The following is a 16603-nucleotide window of genomic DNA, read 5'->3' on the forward strand; positions in this document are numbered from 1 at the left end:
CGGTGGATACTCGCGCGTGTCGTTCGACCTGGGTCTGAACCCTAGTCAGATTTGTCGCCACCGGCCAGATTCTTCTTCGCGCCGGTCTTGAAATCGGTTTCGTACCAACCGCTGCCGCTGAGGCGAAAGCCTGGCATGGACAGCTGTTTCTTGAGCTCTGGTGCCTGACAGGCAGGGCAATCGATCAGCGGTGCATCACTGATCTTTTGAATGGCTTCCAACTGATGACCACAGGAAGCACATTGGTAATCGTACATCGGCATGGCGTTGTCTCGGCGATCAGATTGCCAGCTCCCGCAGGGCGGTGTGGCGAAAGAGCGGGATTATATCCATTAAATGCGGCCTGTGCAGCCGGAAGACTGCACAGGCCGCCCAGTCATTGACAACCCCCGGTGGTCACCGGGGCATCGCGCAAGCCATGTACGACACACACCACCCGTACCAGACCGCTGAAGTTCTTCACGCCGCCATGACGCAAGTGCACTTCGCGATCGACACGGGATAACAACGTGCCGACCGAACAGCAATTCTCCTCGGCCATGCGACCCAGAATATTCCAGTAGACCTGCTCCAGCCGCATGCAGGTCGCAAACCCGTTCAAACGCACCGACCGGGCCAACGGCCGGATCAATGCCATGTCGAATTCGTCAAGAAACGGCGCCACGGCTCTGTCCTGCTGTGAGCCGATGGCGATTTCACTTCGCCTGTCTCCACCTTCCATATCGTTGACACTCCTTTGCCATCGCTGCTTGTTTTCAAGGCAACATCCTGTGACCTCATTAAAAGCGCAGGGGCAAAGGTATATCCAGACGACTTTTTGACCGTCCACGTAGGATAAGCCAACACAACAGGGAGGATCATGGACCAGCGAAGTGCTTACTTCGCTTCCTACAATAGCGAACGCTTTTTCCCGGCCAAAACGGGCGCACGACCCACAAACTGTGTCCGTGCGCCTCGGGCGATCAGGCTTCGAGCAGCGCCCTGAGCATCCACGCAGTTTTCTCGTGGACTTGCATGCGCTGGGTCAACAGGTCGGCGGTCGGCTCGTCGCTGACCTTGTCCAGCAGCGGAAAAATACCGCGGGCCGTGCGGGTGACCGCTTCCTGGCCTTCGACCAGTTGTTTGATCATGTCTTCGGCACTCGGCACGCCCACCTCTTCTTTAATAGAAGAAAGACGCGCGTAAGTCGCATAGGCACCCGGTGCAGGGAAACCCAGGGCGCGGATGCGCTCGGCAATCGAGTCCACGGCCAGGGCCAGTTCGTTGTATTGCTCTTCGAACATCAGGTGCAGGGTCCGGAACATCGGCCCGGTGACATTCCAGTGGAAGTTGTGGGTTTTCAGATACAGCACGTAGGTGTCCGACAGCAGACGCGAAAGCCCTTCGACGATGGATTTGCGGTCTTCTTCACTGATACCGATATCGATTGCCATGCTTACCCCCTAACGGCGATTGAATTCATCCAACAGGTGTCGGTTCACTGTAGCAAGGCCTCCCTCCCATGGCAGCCCCCGTATCGACCCGATAGAGGCGACAAATCGCCCCACGCCCTGCCGCTGGCCGGCGTGATTTGAGTAGCTGCAGGCTTTACTGTTAAATAGGCAGTGTGTCGCTACGCCCTGTTTTCCGGGTGTTGCGCATAGGCTGATGCCGGGCACGTGTCCAACGCCTCTTATTGTTCCGAAGCGAACCGTGCGCCTTCAGCTCTTCCTTGTGAGCCGTCATAACGTGAGTCATTAAAAATGTTGAAAATCGTCCACCTGCTAATGGGCGCAGCAGCCTTGCTGCTGTCCTTCATACCTAGCTTGAGATCCGAAGCCGTACCTTACCTGCAACAGCCCGATGCACTTTACCTGGCCTTTTTCGGCCTGCTGAACCTGGTTCTCGCTCCAGTGATCCCTTACTGGAACAAAGGCCCGCGCCAGCATCTGCAAAATCTGGTCAGCGCATTGCTGGTACTGACCGTCGTCCTGCAAACCCTGACCCTGATCGCACCGATGCCTGTCATCGCCGGCCAGCCAGCTGTGCTGTTCAGCCTGGTCATTGCTCTGGTTGCCGTGGCCGTACACCTGGCCGTCAGCTTCTATAAATCCTCACCGGCTGCCGCCGCGCAAAGCTACGACATGAGCAACCGCGATACCGGCACCGTCAAATGGTTCAACACCTCCAAGGGCTTCGGCTTTATCTCCCGGGATTCCGGCGATGATATTTTCGTGCACTTTCGCGCCATCCGTGGCGAAGGCCACCGCGTTCTGGTCGAAGGCCAGCGCGTGGAGTTCTCGGTGATGAACCGTGACAAAGGCCTGCAAGCCGAAGACGTGATCGCCGCCCTGCCGCGTCGCTGATCTGAAACGAAAAAACCGCGAACAGCCTGGCTGCTCGCGGTTTTTTATTACCCAAATAAAATGCAGAAACTCAGTAATGCGGCGGCGGTGCGTCTTCTTCGAAGGATCCGAACTGGCCGACCATTTCTTCCTGCCGCTTGAGCAGCGCGGCCATCTGCAACTGCAGACGCTCCACGACTCGCTGTTGCGCCACCAGCACGTCGTTCAACGCCTGAATGGTGTCGTCCTGAAACGCCAGACGGCTTTCCAGATCGTTGACGCGTTCTTCCAGGCTCATGATCAAACCTCCAGAAACTTGAAATCTTCGTCCAGCACCAGGCGCAGGCGCTCGCGGATCGCGGCTACCTGCTCGGCGCTGTAAGGTTTGGCGGGGTGCTTGCCCCAGACCGGCGCCGGCCATGCGGCATCATCACGTTTGCGCACGATCACATGCATGTGCAGCTGGCTGACAACGTTACCCAAGGTGGCAACGTTCATCTTGTCGGCATCGAACGAGTCCTTGAGCACCTCCGCCAGGGCTGTGGTTTCCTGCCAGAGACGCTGCTGGTCGGCGACATCCAATTGAAACAACTCGCTGATATCGTCGCGACGAGGTACCAGGATGAACCAGGGGTAGTTGGCGTCGTTGGACAGCAGCAGCCGGCAGAGCGGGAAGTCGCCGATGGTCAGCGTGTCCTGTTGAAGTCGTGAATCTAAAGCAAACACTGGGTGTACTCCCGGCTGATCGACAATATTCAGCTTAGTGGGCCAGCCCGGTGGAGGGCGCACTAAACGACAGGACGGCAGCATACCTTCGAATGCCCTGCCCTTCACGATGAAGCGGCGCCCCGACATGGAACATTTCTGGCGATCGCGCACCAGCACGAGACCCTCCGCGCCAGGCAACACGCCGGAATGACCGCGACTCACTACCGCGTTCAGGGCCATGACAGGGTGCAAGTGTTTGAATTCAGTACAGCCAGAAAAATTATTTGCACCAAAACCGTACAGTGCGTCTACGCTCAATGGCTCGGGCATCCGCCAAATACTCACTGACAGGGTGAACCGGTAACGTTTTTGGTTGTCATGCGCAAAAACGCGCGAGGCAACACCAAGCGAGCAAGCGCGTCAACCCTCATCAAAGAGGGGCGCGCGAGCCCGTATTTACAAGGTTTTTACAGCAACGAGCGGGGTCAGGGAAAAATAACCGCATCAATTTTGCGGTTTGTGCACGCTTGTTGCATTCGTACTCATATGGGCTATGAGCACGCCACGGGAAGTGGTGGCTCAAACCCCGAAAAAAACAGTGGCAGGGTTGCCCGATGGAGATTCAAGTGTTTTGCCAGGGACTCTTTTTTACCGATGCAAAAAGGCCCAGAAACAGCGATAAAGTTGTCAGTCCGGCTGCATTGGTACTGTGAATTTGCGACATCAACCAAGCCATTTGCGACAGCGTCGTAAAGAACATGAAAGGTTGTATGCGCAAGTATCGCCAACATTGTCGGCGTGATATAAGTTTGCGCCGACACAAAAAGAAAGAGCCGCCCAGATAATAAAACAGGTGGGACGGCAGTACTCTTCTAAAACCAAAGGAGCAAATCACGATGCGCGTGATGAAGTGGAGCATGATCGCACTGGCCGTTACAGCAGCCAGTACTCAGTTGGCTACGGCCGCACCGTTTGTTAGTGACCAGTCTGAAGCCAAAGGCTTTGTTGAAGACGCCAAACTGACCGAAACGTTGAAGAACTACTACTTCAACCGTGACAACAAGAACGGCGGCCACGACCAGAAAGACTGGACCCAGGGCTTCCTCGGCAACTTCAACTCCGGTTATACCCAAGGCACCGTCGGCGTCGGTATCGATGCATTCGGTTACCTGGCAGTCAAACTGGATGGCGGCGATGGCACCTCCGGTACAGGCAACATGAGCCGTAGCGACGTCGTCAAGGCCAACGGTTATGCCCACGACGTTGACAACAGCCAAGGCAAAGCCGGCGCTGCCATCAAGTTCCGCATCTCCAAAACCGAGCTGAAAGTCGGCGACCAGCAGCCAAGCACTGCTCCAGTGTTCGCTGTCGGCGGTTCCCGTGTCATTCCGCAAACTGCCAGCGGCTTCCAGCTGCAGAGCAGCGAAGTCAAAGACCTTGACCTCGAAGCCGGTCACTTCTACTCGGCGACCAGCCAGGACAAGAACGCCCGTGATGGCGGCCTGTTCGCGAACTATGCCGGCGTAGAAGCCAAAACCATCGACTATTTCGGTGGCAAGTACGGCATCACCGAAAACCTGAGCGCATCGCTCTACGGTGCCAAGCTGGAAGACGTCTGGAACCAGTACTACGCGAACGTGAACCTCACCACTCCATTCGGTGGTGACACTTCGTTGAACACTGACTTCAACATCTACCGCACCACCGACACCGGTGACAAGCTGGCGGGCGACATCAGCAACACTGCCTTCTCCCTGGCAACTGCGCTGTCGTTCCTGAAAGCCCACACCTTCACCCTGGCCTTCCAGAAGGTCAACGGTGACACTCCATTCGACTACGTCGGTGTAGGCAAGAACAACCGTGGCGGCGACTCGATCTTCCTCGCCAACTCCATCCAGTACTCTGACTTCAACGGCCCAGGCGAGAAATCCCTGCAAGCTCGTTACGACCTGAAAATGGCTGAGTACGGCGTTCCTGGCCTGAGCTTCATGGTTCGTTACGTTAAAGGTTGGGATATCGACGGTACCGGTCTGGCTGCAAACAGCCAATACCGCACCAGCACTGGCGCACCACTGTACGGTGAAGACGGCAAGCACCACGAAACCAACTTCGAAGCCAAATACGTAGTTCAGTCTGGCCCAGCTAAAGATCTGTCCTTCCGCATTCGTCAAGCCTGGCACACCGCCAACGCCGACCAAGGCGAAGGCGACGTTAAAGAGTTCCGTCTGATCACCGAGTACCCACTGAACATCTTGTAATCGTCAGTGGTTAGTTTGGTAGCATAAAAAAAGGCCCATCTTCGGATGGGCCTTTTTTGTTATCTGTCACTTGTAATAAATGCCTGACCAACAAGTCAGGCAATTAATTAGCAACCTATCATTACACCGCCGATTCCTGAACCACACGAATCACTCGCTGTGGAAACGGAATATCGATGCCGGCAGTCTTTAAACGATCACGGGATTGTTCGTTAAACATGAACATCACATCCCAATAGTCTGCAGTTTTAACCCAGACCCGCAGGGAAACAGTAATCGAACTATCGCCCAAGGTAGAAATGACAGCCTGCGGCGCCGGATCCTGCAGAACGCGATCATCCTTGGCCAGATCCAGCAGCACCTGACGGGCCTTTTGCAGATCGGCTTCGTAATCGACACCCACATCAAACACAACCTTGCGGGTTGGCTGACGGTTGGTGTTGGTAATGATGCCATTCGACAGATTGCCGTTCGGCACGATGATGGTCTTGTTGTCGCCGGTACGCAGCACGGTGTGGAAAATCTGGATGCTGTCGACAGTACCCGCCACGCCTTGCGCTTCGATCCAGTCACCGATACGGAACGGACGGAACAGCAGAATCAGCACACCACCGGCGAAGTTCGCCAGGCTGCCCTGCAACGCCAGGCCGATGGCCAGGCCGGCCGCACCGATTGCCGCCACGAACGAAGTGGTCTCGACGCCGATCATCGAGGCCACGCTGACGATCAACAGCACCTTGAGAATGATGTTGGCCAGGCTGCTGATGAAACCTTGCAGAGCCAGGTCGGCATTGCGCAGAGCCAGCAGGCCGCCGAGTTTTTGCGTGACCTTGTTGATCAGCCACCAGCCGATCGCCAGGGTAATCACTGCGAGCAGCACACGACTGCCGTATTCCATGATCATCGGAATCCACGCCTGGGACGCCTTGACCAGGTTGTCTACCTCAGCATTCAAATCCATCTTTTATCTCCTGATTGCCGGCTTCCCGGGCTGAAAAAATCAGCGGCAGAACGACCGGCCCTGTGGGGGCTCAATCGTTTCTGCCGCTGCTTGGGCCTCGGACGCTGAAAACGCCGAGAGGTTCCCGACTCGGATGGCTCAGTCGCGGAAGTTGTTGAATTGCAGTGGCATGCCGAATTCCTTGGCGCGCAGGGCAGCGATGGCTTCCTGCAGGTCATCACGCTTCTTGCCGGTCACACGCACCTGTTCGCCCTGAATGGCGGCCTGCACCTTGAGCTTGGCGTCCTTGATGTGGCCGACGATCTTCTTCGCCAGTTCCTTGTCGATGCCTTCCTTCAGAACGGCGTCCTGCTTCATCAGCTTGCCCGATGCGAAGGAGTCTTTGACTTCGAGGCACTGTACGTCGATCTTGCGCTTGACCAGGGCCAGCTTGAGGATCTCGATCATCGCTTCCAGCTGGAAATCGGCTTCAGCGGTCAGGTGGACGGTCAGGTCCTTTTCCTTGAATTCGAAGCTGCCCTTGCCTTTCAGGTCATAACGACGATCGAGTTCCTTCACGGCGTTCTCGACCGCGTTGGTGAGTTCGTGTTTGTCCAGTTCGGATACCACGTCGAACGACGGCATGTAATCTCTCCAATAAAAAGGCGCGCTCGTTCAGGACGCGGCGCGCTTGGCTTGCGGTTAAAATCGGGCTCATTATAACGGGTCTTTTCCCACCGACACGGCGAGCCTTGCATGCCAGTACCTTACCGAGTGAAAAACTGATGTCCACCCCCTGGCACATCCTCGGCGCCGGAAGTCTCGGCACACTCTGGGCCACGCGTCTGGCCCGGGCCGGACTGCCGGTCCGGTTGATCCTGCGCGATATCGATCGTTTGCATGACTATGCGACGGCGGGCGGCCTGACCCTCGTGGAACAAGGCGTGGCCAGCAGCTACGCCATCCCCGGCGAAACGCCGGACAGTCCCGAACCGATCCGTCGCCTGCTGGTGGCGTGCAAAGCCTACGATGCCGAGAGCGCCGTGGCCGGCATCGCTCATCGCCTGGCGCCGGATGCAGAACTGATTCTTCTGCAGAACGGCCTCGGCAGTCAGGAAGCGGTCGCCGCGCAAGTCCCGCAGGCCCGTTGCATCAGCGCCTCCAGCACCGAAGGCGCGTTTCGCGATGGCGACTGGCGCGTAGTGTTCGCCGGCCACGGTTACACCTGGCTCGGCGATGCCGGTCATCCCGTGGCACCGTTCTGGCTGGATGATCTTGAAGCGGCAAAGATTCCTCATGAATGGAGCGCCGACATCCTCACCCGACTGTGGCGAAAACTGGCGCTCAACTGTGCGATCAATCCGTTGACCGTGTTGCACGACTGCCGCAACGGTGGATTGCAGGAGCACCACTGCGAAGTCGCCACGCTGTGCGCCGAGCTGACCGAGTTGCTCGAACGTTGCGGCCAGCCAGCGGCGGCGGACAACCTGCAACAGGAAGTCGAGCGGGTAATTTTGGCCACCGCCGCCAATTTCTCCTCCATGTATCAGGACGTGGCCAGCAAACGCCGCACCGAGATGAGCTACCTGCTGGGCCATGCCTGCAAGGTTGCGCAGCGGCACCAGCTCAACCTGCCGCATCTGAAGCAATTGCAGCAGCGCCTGACCGCGCATCTGCACAGTCTCGGATTGCCCGTCGACTGAGCAGCGGCTACGCTGCCCACTTGTTCCTTTGCTGCGATAAACCTGATGCCATTGCGCCAGCGCCTCGAAAACCTGCCGGTCGGCCAGAAACTGCTGGCCGCCCTGCTGGTGCTGTTGACCACCGTGTTACTGGTCGCGAACCTGACCTTCATCAGTGCGGCCTATTACATTTCCCAAGAAAGCATGGCGCCTCAGGCGCTGCAGACCATTGGCCGACTGGTATCGAACCCGAGCCTGGTCGCCGAAGCCTTGCAGTCACCGCAAAGCGCCGAGCGCCTGCTCAAAGAGCTCGACAGTTACTCGCCGCTGCGCGCAGCCGCCCTGTATGACGGCAAGGGCGACCGCATTGCGCAGGTGCAACGCGGCGACAAGCTCAACCTGCCGGAGCGCTACCGGCATATCGAAGCCTGGCAACTCACCGAGTTTCGCAGCAACCAGTTGATCACCCTGCCCCGCCCCGGCACTGCGCCCGGCCATCTGTTGTTGGTGGCCAGCAGCGAACTGCCGATGGCGTTCTACACCGGCACCCTGACGGCGAGCCTCGGAATCCTGATTTTCAGCGTACTGCTGTGGCTGGTGATTGCCCGGCAGATCAAACGCCTGATCACCCGGCCGATCCATCAACTCGAAGAGCTGTCCCGCCAGGTGACCCGCGAGGAGAACTACGCCCTGCGCGCCTCACGCGGCAACCATGACGAAATCGGCAGTCTGGCCGAGGCCTTCAACACCATGCTTTCACGCATCGAGGCCCGGGAGCAGCAGCTCAAGCGCGCCCGCGATGACTCGCAAGCCGCCTACGATCAGGCGCAGGGGCTGGCCGAAGAAACCCGCCACACCAATCGCAAATTGGAGCTGGAAGTCCAGGTGCGGAGCAAGATCGAGAAGAAGCTCACGGGTTTTCAGAACTACCTCAACAGCATCATCGACTCCATGCCTTCGGCGCTGATCGCCCTCGACGAACAGCTCTACGTCACGCAATGGAACCAGGAGGCCAGCGCCCTCTCCGGCACCCGGCTGGACGAAGCGCTGAACCAGCCGATCTTCCTCGCCTTCGAACCGCTCAAGCCGTTCCTGCCGCAGCTCAAGCAGACCGTCGAACAACACACCGTGGCGAAAATCGAGCGGGTGACCTGGTTCAAGGACGACGAGCCCAAGCATTACGCCCTGACCTTCTACCCGCTGATGGGCGGTGCCGGACGCGGCGTGGTGATCCGTATCGATGACATCACCCAGCGCCTGTCGCTGGAGGACATGATGGTGCAGTCGGAAAAAATGCTCTCGGTCGGCGGCCTCGCCGCCGGCATGGCCCACGAGATCAACAACCCGCTGGGGGCGATCCTGCACAACGTGCAGAACATTCGCCGGCGCCTGTCGCCCGACCTGCCGAAAAACCTCGAGCAAGCCGAACAACTGGGCATCGAACTGGATACCGTGAACCGCTACCTGCAAGGCCGGGAAGTCCCGCAATTGCTCGACGGCATTCAGCAGGCCGGTGCCCGGGCGGCAAAAATCGTCACCCACATGCTCAGTTTCAGCCGCCGCAGCACCCGGCAGATGGCCCCTTGCGACCTGCCGGCGCTGATCGATCAAGCGGTGGATATCGCTGGTAACGACTTCGACCTGGCGATTGGTTTCGACTTCAAGGGGCAGGCGATCATCCGTCAGTTCGATCCGGCGCTGGGTCCGGTTCCGGGCACCGCCAACGAGCTGGAACAGGTGCTGCTCAACCTGCTGAAAAACGCTGCGCAGGCGATCCACCTGCGTGAAGACGACAGCGAGCCGGGGCGGATCATCTTGCGCACCAAACTCAATCCGCCGTGGGCCGAGATCCAGGTCGAAGACAACGGCATCGGCATGAGCGAGAACGTGCGCAAACGCACCTTCGAGCCGTTCTTCACCACCAAGGAAATCGGCCAGGGCACGGGGCTCGGGCTGTCGGTGTCGTATTTCATCATCACCAACAACCACAAAGGGCAGATGGAAGTGCAGTCGGCACCGGGACAAGGCACCTGCTTCACCCTGCGCCTGCCGCTCACGCAACCTGCACCCATTGCCGCAGAAACCAATCAACTACCGAGGTAAACCATGGGCTTTCGCTTGTCGAAGATCTACACCCGCACCGGCGACAAAGGCGAAACCGGCCTCGGCGATGGTCGCCGCGTCCCCAAGGATCACCCACGCATCGAAGCCATTGGCGAGGTCGACACGCTGAACAGTCAGGTCGGCGTGCTGCTGGCCGGGTTGATCGCCGAGCGCGAAAACTGCCCCGGGCTGAATGAATTGATCGACGTATTGGCACCCTGCCAACACCGCTTGTTCGATCTCGGTGGCGAGCTGGCAATGCCGGAATATCAGGCGCTGAACACGGCAGAAATCGAACGACTGGAAGCGGCCATCGATGCCTGGAACGAGGAATTGGGGCCGCTGGAGAACTTCATTCTGCCCGGCGGTTCGATGCTGATTGCCCAGGCGCATGTCTGCCGCAGCCTGGCGCGCAGTGCCGAGCGGCGTTGCCAGCATTTGAATGCGATCGAACCGTTGGCCGGGGTGGGCCTGGCTTACATCAATCGCTTGTCGGATCTGTTGTTTGTGGCGGCGAGGCTGATTGCGCGGCGCCAGGGCATCGCCGAGATTCTGTGGCAACCGGCCGCAAAACCCGAAAACTGATCACTCCCACGCCACGCGCGGGAGTGTTCAGATGCCCAGTCAGGCCTCAGGCCAGAACGCCCGAATCCCCGCCACACCCTGAGCCCCCGCATTCCACGCTTTCTCGCGCTCGGCCGGGCCGACTCCACCCAACAGGAATACCGGCTTGCTGAAGCCTTCGATCAGCGTCGAAGCCTGCTCCCAGCCCAGCGGCTGCGCATCCGGATGAGTCAGGGTCGGCTGCACCGGCGACAGGGTGACGAAATCCACGCCCATCTGCTCGGCCAGCGCCAGTTCTTCAGCATTGTGGCAGGACGCTGCCAGCCAGCGCTCCGCCGGCAGCGGACGCCCTGCTGCCGCGTACTTGCGCAACTGCGCCGAGGTAATGTGCCAACCGGCGGACGGGAAGTCGCCCAGCCACTCGAACGGGCCCTTGATCATCAACTGCGCCTTGCCGGCACACAGGCCGACCGCGTCCACTGCCAGATCGCGGTACTTCGGGTCATAACCATTGGGCGCACGCAGCTGGATCAGCTTGATGCCACCGGCAATCGCCTTCTGGATACCGCGCAGCAAGGCCGGGGTTTCCAGGTCTTCCGGGGTGATCAGGTATTCAGCAGGCAGACGCGCCGCCGCCACGATCGGCTGGTTGGCTGCCGGGAATTCGTAATTTGCCAGTTCCTTGGCCGACACCCAGGCCAATGGCTGACCTTCGGCGCCGTGGGGTTCGCCAGTGAAGCTTGAGACTTCCCAGACATCCAGCAACACCTGCTTGTCCGGGTAATCGTGGCGAACCTTGATCAGCGGGCGAGCAGCGCCGACGACAATGCCCAGTTCTTCGTGCAGCTCACGGGCCAGCGCGGTTTGCACCGACTCATCGGCTTCGACCTTGCCACCAGGAAATTCCCACAGACCGCCCTGGTGCTGGGTGTCAGCCCGACGGGCGATGAGGATTTTGCCGCTGTCGTCACGAATGACGGCAGCAGCGACGTGTACGCGTTTCACGACTGCAACTCCTCCAGTCCTGCCTTTTGCCAGGCCTTGAAGGCCGGCCACTGATAAACGGTTTCAACATAGGCTTCATCTTCGGCCGGCAACTGCACCTGATAGGTACGCAGGCGCACGGCAATCGGCGCGAAGAACGCATCCGCCAACGACACGCGACCAAACAGGAACGGCCCCGGCTCGGTGGCAACGGCACGGCATTCGGCCCACAGCGCGAGCATGCGCTCGACATCGACCTTAACTTCCGGCGGTACCGGATTGAGCGGTGCGTCGTGGCTCAGGTTGAACGGCATGTGATTGCGCATGGCGAAGAAACCGCTGTGCATCTGCGCGCAGGCAGAACGCGCCTGAGCGCGGGCCGCGATATCAGTCGGCCAGAGCTGTTCGGAAGGAAACTGTTCGGCCAGGTATTCGGCAATCGCCAGAGAGTCGGCGATGGTGCCCCGCGCGGTGGTCAGCAGCGGTACCTTGCCGGTGGGCGAATGCTTGAGCAGGCGCTCGCGGGTGTCGGGCTTGCCGAGTTTGATCAGTTCTTCTGTGTAGGGTGCGCCGGTCAGTTCAAGCGCCAGTGCCGCGCGCAGGGACCAGGAGGAAAGCAGTTTGTCGCCGATGATCAGGTGAAGGCTCATGTTCGGGTCCTTTCATGGGACAGAAGAAAAGGAGGTCCGCAGACCTCCCTCTTCGGCAGGGATCAGGTGCGGTATTCGGCGTTGATCTTCACGTACTCGTGGGACAGGTCGGTCGTCCAGATGGTTTCGCTGCAATCGCCGCGACCCAGTTCGATACGGATGGTGATCTCTTCCTGCTGCATCACTGCCGAGCCCTGGGCTTCAGTGTAGGTCGCAGCGCGGGCGCCACGGCTGGCAATGCACACTTCGCCGAGGAACACGTCGATCTTGCTCACGTCCAGATCCGGCACGCCGGCACGGCCGACAGCGGCGAGGATACGACCCCAGTTCGGGTCGGAGGCGAACAGTGCAGTCTTGATCAGCGGCGAGTGGGCCACGGTGTAGCCGACGTCCAGGCATTCCTGGTGATTGCCGCCGCCGTTGACTTCAACGGTCACGAACTTGGTCGCACCTTCGCCGTCACGCACGATGGCCTGAGCCACGTCCATGCACACTTCGAACACGGCCTGTTTCAGCTTGGCGAACAGCTCGCCCTCGGCACGGGTGATTTCCGGCAGCGCAGCCTTGCCGGTGGCAATCAGCATGCAGCAGTCGTTGGTCGAGGTGTCGCCGTCGATGGTGATGCGGTTGAACGACTTGTTGGCGCCGTCCAGCATCAGGTTGTGCAACACGTCGCGGGAGACTTTGGCGTCGGTGGCGATGTAGCCGAGCATGGTCGCCATGTTCGGACGGATCATGCCCGCGCCCTTGCTGATGCCGGTGACAGTGATGGTCACGCCGTCATGCTGGAACTGGCGGCTGGCGCCTTTTGGCAGCGTGTCGGTGGTCATGATGCCGGTGGCGGCCGCTTCCCAGTTGTTTTCCGACAGATCGTCCAGCGCGGCCTGCAAGGCGCCTTCGATCTTCTCGACCGGCAGCGGCTCGCCGATCACGCCGGTGGAGTACGGCAGGATCTGGCTGGCATCCACGCCGGTCAGTTCAGCCAGTTTCGCGGTCGTGCGCTCAGCGGCGGCCAGGCCAGGCTCGCCGGTGCCAGCGTTGGCATTGCCGGTGTTGGTCAACAGGTAGCGCACAGCGTTCTGCACGCGTTTCTTGGCCAGGATCACCGGCGCGGCGCAGAAAGCGTTCAACGTGAACACGCCCGCCACGGTGGAACCTTCGGCACAGCGCATCACGACGACATCCTTGCGCCCAGGGCGCTTGATGCCGGCCGAAGCGATACCGAGTTCAAAACCGGCAACCGGGTGCAACGTTGGCAAAGGACCAAGACCAACAGCCATGAATGCGCTCCTTACTCAATGATGTCAGCACCGCCAAGCGTAGTGACGGTGGTGTAAATGGCAAAACGCCGCGACGGCTGGTGCCGGTCGCGGCGCGGGTATTTCAGCGATTGAAACGGGTTTTACTGGATCTGCCCGTGGCAATGCTTGAATTTCTTGCCCGAACCGCAGTAGCACAGTTCGTTGCGGCCCAGCTTCTGCTCGTTGCGAACCGGCGCGGTGGCCAGGGCCACATCAACCTCTTCACCGACCAGTGCTTCCGGCTGCTCCAGACCTGGCGCCTCGGCGTGTTCGAACTGCATGCGCGCGGCCAGCGCTTCGGCTTCCTGACGCAGGCGTTGCTCTTCTTCGGCCGGATCTTCGCGGCGAACCTGAACGTGCGACAGCACACGGATCGAGTCGCGCTTGATCGAATCCAGCAGCTCGGAGAACAGCGTGAAGGACTCGCGCTTGTATTCCTGCTTCGGGTTCTTCTGGGCGTAGCCACGCAGGTGAATGCCGTGACGCAGGTGATCCATGGTCGACAGGTGGTCTTTCCACAGGTCGTCCAGAACGCGCAGCACGATCTGTTTCTCGAAGGAGCGCAGTGCGTCGGCACCGGCCTGGTCTTCTTTCTCGTTGTACGCCGCCATCAGCTCGGTCATGAGCTTCTCGCGCAGGGTTTCTTCGTACAGGTGATCGTCTTCGTCGAGCCATTGCTGGATCGGCAGCTTCACACCGAAGTCGCTGGCAATCGACGCTTCCAGACCGGCCACGTCCCACTGCTCTGGCAGCGATTGCGGCGGAATGTGGGCGCTGACGGTTGCGTTCAGTACGTCCTGACGGAAATCAGCAATGGTCTCGCCGATGTTGTCCGCGGCCAGCAACGTGTTACGCATGTGATAGATCACTTTACGCTGTTCGTTGTTGACGTCGTCGAACTCGAGCAGTTGCTTGCGAATGTCGAAGTTGCGGCCTTCAACCTTGCGCTGTGCCTTTTCGATGGCGTTGGTCACCATGCGGTGCTCGATCGCTTCACCGGACTGCATGCCCAGGGCTTTCATGAAGTTCTTCACCCGGTCAGAGGCGAAGATGCGCATCAGGCTGTCTTCCAGCGACAGGTAGAAGCGGCTCGAACCGGCGTCACCCTGACGGCCGGCACGGCCACGCAGCTGGTTGTCGATACGACGGGATTCGTGACGCTCGGAAGCGATCACCTGCAGACCGCCGGATTCCAGCACTTGCTGGTGGCGCTTCTGCCAGTCGGCCTTGATCTGAGCGATCTGCTCAGGGGTCGGGTTTTCCAGCGACGCAACTTCAACTTCCCAGTTGCCGCCCAACAGGATGTCGGTACCACGACCGGCCATGTTGGTGGCGATGGTCAGGGCGCCCGGACGACCGGCCTGCGCGATGATTTCAGCTTCTTTTTCGTGGAACTTGGCGTTCAGAACCTTGTGTTCGATGCCTTCCTTCACGAGCAATGCGGACATGTGCTCGGAGGTTTCGATGGTGGCAGTACCCACCAGCACCGGACGACCGGCAGCCATGCTTTCCTTGATGTCATTGACGATCGCCGCGTATTTCTCTTCGGCGGTCAGGAACACCAGGTCGTTGTAGTCCTTACGGGCCAACGGCTTGTTGGTCGGGATCACGATGACCGGCAGACCATAGATCTGATGGAATTCGAACGCTTCGGTGTCGGCCGTACCGGTCATGCCGGACAGCTTGTCGTACAGACGGAAGTAGTTCTGGAACGTGGTCGATGCCAGGGTCTGGCTCTCGGCCTGGATGTTCAGGTTTTCCTTGGCTTCGATGGCCTGGTGCAGGCCTTCGGACAGACGACGGCCCGGCATGGTACGGCCGGTGTGTTCGTCGACCAGTACGACCTGACCGTCCTGCACGATGTATTCAACGTTGCGGTTGAACAGCTTGTGCGCACGCAGACCGGCGTAAACGTGAGTCAGCAGGCTCAGGTTGTGCGCCGAGTACAGGCTCTCGCCTTCGGCCAGCAGACCGATGCTGGTCAACTGGTCTTCGATGAACTGGTGACCGGCTTCGTTGAGTTCGACCTGACGGGTCTTCTCGTCAACGGTGAAGTGGCCTTCCTGGGTGACGACGCCTTCGACTTCTTCGACGTGCAGCTTGAGTTTCGGGATCAGTTTGTTGATCTCGATGTACAGCTTGGAGCTATCCTCGGCCTGACCGGAAATGATCAGCGGGGTACGCGCTTCGTCGATGAGGATGGAGTCGACTTCGTCGATCACGGCAAAGTTGAGTTCGCGCTGGAATTTCTCTTCCATGCTGAACGCCATGTTGTCGCGCAGGTAGTCGAACCCGAATTCGTTGTTGGTGCCGTAGGTAATGTCGGCGGCGTAGGCCAGACGTTTCTCTTCCGGCGGCTGGAACGGCGTCACGATGCCGACGGTCAGGCCGAGGAACTCATACAGCGGACGCATCCAGTTGGCGTCACGGCGGGCCAGGTAGTCGTTCACGGTCACAACGTGCACGCCCTTGCCGGACAGCGCGTTGAGGTAAACGCCCAGGGTACCCACCAAGGTCTTGCCTTCACCGGTACGCATTTCGGCAATCCGGCCTTCATGCAGGGTCATGCCGCCGATCAGCTGGACGTCGAAGTGACGCATGCCCATGACGCGCTTGCCGGCTTCGCGGGCGACCGCAAAAGCTTCCGGCAACAGCTTGTCGAGGGTTTCCCCTTTGGCGATGCGGTCCTTGAACTCTGCGGTCTTGGCGCGCAGTTGATCGTCCGAAAGGGCGACCATCTTCTCTTCGAAGGCATTGACGAGCTGCACCGTCTTGAGCATGCGTTTGACTTCACGCTCGTTCTTGCTTCCAAAAAGTTTCTTTAACAAAGGCGCAAACATATCGGCAGGATCTTCCACACTAAAGGGATGGAGGGCGGCCCCGTGAGTCGCCCGTGCAGCCCTCATGGCCGCATGCGAACGAGCATTCTACCCGGAAACGGTGGTGAGGAAAGTGGCGATATTCCACGATGCTGGCACTGCGCTTTGACGGGGCTCACTTAAAATAGGGGCGTTTTGCTCAACTTCAAGCCGTTGGAGGCAGAAGTTAGTCGTTGATTTAATGGGCAAAGCAGGGACAAAAGCAATGGG

16 protein-coding genes are annotated in these 16603 nt (G+C 59.4%); 5 read left to right on the plus strand and 11 right to left on the minus strand.

The genetic code is table 11. The features are described from left to right. Positions 1-41: 41 nt before the first annotated feature. The 3 genes from AC07VV_RS21685 to AC07VV_RS21695 form a co-directional block, all read right to left on the minus strand. Positions 42-263: an FmdB family zinc ribbon protein gene (locus AC07VV_RS21685; protein ID WP_096818299.1), complete on the minus strand. Its 222-nt coding sequence runs from the start codon at positions 261-263 to the stop codon at positions 42-44. A 113-nt stretch (positions 264-376) separates the two neighbouring features. After that, positions 377-721: a ribbon-helix-helix domain-containing protein gene (locus AC07VV_RS21690; RefSeq protein WP_096818301.1), complete on the minus strand. Its 345-nt coding sequence runs from the start codon at positions 719-721 to the stop codon at positions 377-379. A 241-nt stretch (positions 722-962) separates the two neighbouring features. After that, the gene (locus AC07VV_RS21695; RefSeq protein WP_039766007.1) at positions 963-1433 is read right to left on the minus strand and encodes a Dps family protein; all 471 of its coding nucleotides are present in this window, start codon (positions 1431-1433) and stop codon (positions 963-965) included. Positions 1434-1742: 309 nt separating this feature from the next. On the opposite strand from AC07VV_RS21695, the gene AC07VV_RS21700 reads away from it, so the two are divergent. Beyond that, positions 1743-2345 (plus strand): cold-shock protein, encoded by a 603-nt coding sequence (locus AC07VV_RS21700; protein ID WP_096818303.1) that lies wholly within the window; start codon positions 1743-1745, stop codon positions 2343-2345. Positions 2346-2415: 70 nt separating this feature from the next. Here the strand turns inward: AC07VV_RS21700 and AC07VV_RS21705 are convergent, their stop codons facing one another. Next, complete coding sequence (locus tag AC07VV_RS21705; protein WP_096818305.1) at positions 2416-2622, minus strand: SlyX family protein; 207 nt, start codon at positions 2620-2622, stop codon at positions 2416-2418. A 2-nt stretch (positions 2623-2624) separates the two neighbouring features. Further along, positions 2625-3050 (minus strand): HIT family protein, encoded by a 426-nt coding sequence (locus AC07VV_RS21710; protein ID WP_495037548.1) that lies wholly within the window; start codon positions 3048-3050, stop codon positions 2625-2627. Positions 3051-3928: 878 nt separating this feature from the next. Between AC07VV_RS21710 and AC07VV_RS21715 the strand changes: the two genes are divergently transcribed. After that, entirely contained in the window at positions 3929-5290 is a 1362-nt protein-coding gene (locus AC07VV_RS21715) for an OprD family porin (RefSeq protein ID WP_495037432.1), read from the plus strand. A 121-nt stretch (positions 5291-5411) separates the two neighbouring features. Here AC07VV_RS21715 and AC07VV_RS21720 read toward each other — a convergent pair whose 3' ends face one another. Both AC07VV_RS21720 and AC07VV_RS21725 read right to left on the minus strand, forming a co-directional pair. Next, a complete protein-coding gene (locus AC07VV_RS21720) occupies positions 5412-6251 on the minus strand; it encodes a mechanosensitive ion channel family protein (protein WP_007951217.1) in 840 nt (279 codons plus the stop codon). 138 nt (positions 6252-6389) lie between these two features. Beyond that, a complete protein-coding gene (locus tag AC07VV_RS21725; RefSeq protein ID WP_493072526.1) occupies positions 6390-6875 on the minus strand; it encodes a YajQ family cyclic di-GMP-binding protein in 486 nt (161 codons plus the stop codon). A 140-nt stretch (positions 6876-7015) separates the two neighbouring features. On the opposite strand from AC07VV_RS21725, the gene AC07VV_RS21730 reads away from it, so the two are divergent. The 3 genes from AC07VV_RS21730 to AC07VV_RS21740 are packed head-to-tail and all read left to right on the plus strand — an operon-like array spanning position 7016 to position 10600. After that, entirely contained in the window at positions 7016-7933 is a 918-nt protein-coding gene (locus AC07VV_RS21730) for a putative 2-dehydropantoate 2-reductase (RefSeq protein ID WP_495037433.1), read from the plus strand. Positions 7934-7978: 45 nt separating this feature from the next. Next, the gene (locus tag AC07VV_RS21735; protein ID WP_273538297.1) at positions 7979-10015 is read left to right on the plus strand and encodes an ATP-binding protein; all 2037 of its coding nucleotides are present in this window, start codon (positions 7979-7981) and stop codon (positions 10013-10015) included. 3 nt (positions 10016-10018) lie between these two features. After that, the gene (locus tag AC07VV_RS21740; RefSeq protein WP_495037434.1) at positions 10019-10600 is read left to right on the plus strand and encodes a cob(I)yrinic acid a,c-diamide adenosyltransferase; all 582 of its coding nucleotides are present in this window, start codon (positions 10019-10021) and stop codon (positions 10598-10600) included. Between the two features lie 39 nt (positions 10601-10639). Here the strand turns inward: AC07VV_RS21740 and AC07VV_RS21745 are convergent, their stop codons facing one another. The 4 genes from AC07VV_RS21745 to secA form a co-directional block, all read right to left on the minus strand. Then, the gene (locus tag AC07VV_RS21745) at positions 10640-11584 is read right to left on the minus strand and encodes a Nudix family hydrolase (RefSeq protein WP_495037435.1); all 945 of its coding nucleotides are present in this window, start codon (positions 11582-11584) and stop codon (positions 10640-10642) included. Continuing rightward, positions 11581-12213, minus strand: coding sequence for a glutathione S-transferase family protein (locus AC07VV_RS21750; protein ID WP_085709611.1), 633 nt, complete (start codon positions 12211-12213; stop codon positions 11581-11583). Before AC07VV_RS21750 ends, AC07VV_RS21745 begins: the two co-directional genes overlap by 4 nt. A gap of 62 nt (positions 12214-12275) precedes the next feature. Beyond that, on the minus strand, positions 12276-13493 hold the full coding sequence (gene argJ / locus AC07VV_RS21755; RefSeq protein ID WP_096818319.1) for a bifunctional glutamate N-acetyltransferase/amino-acid acetyltransferase ArgJ: 1218 nt from the start codon (positions 13491-13493) through the stop codon (positions 12276-12278). Positions 13494-13615: 122 nt separating this feature from the next. After that, complete coding sequence (gene secA, locus AC07VV_RS21760) at positions 13616-16354, minus strand: preprotein translocase subunit SecA (protein ID WP_495037436.1); 2739 nt, start codon at positions 16352-16354, stop codon at positions 13616-13618. Between the last annotated feature and the right edge of the window lie 249 nt (positions 16355-16603).

This window comes from Pseudomonas sp. GW821-FHT02C04 (genome assembly GCF_059421845.1).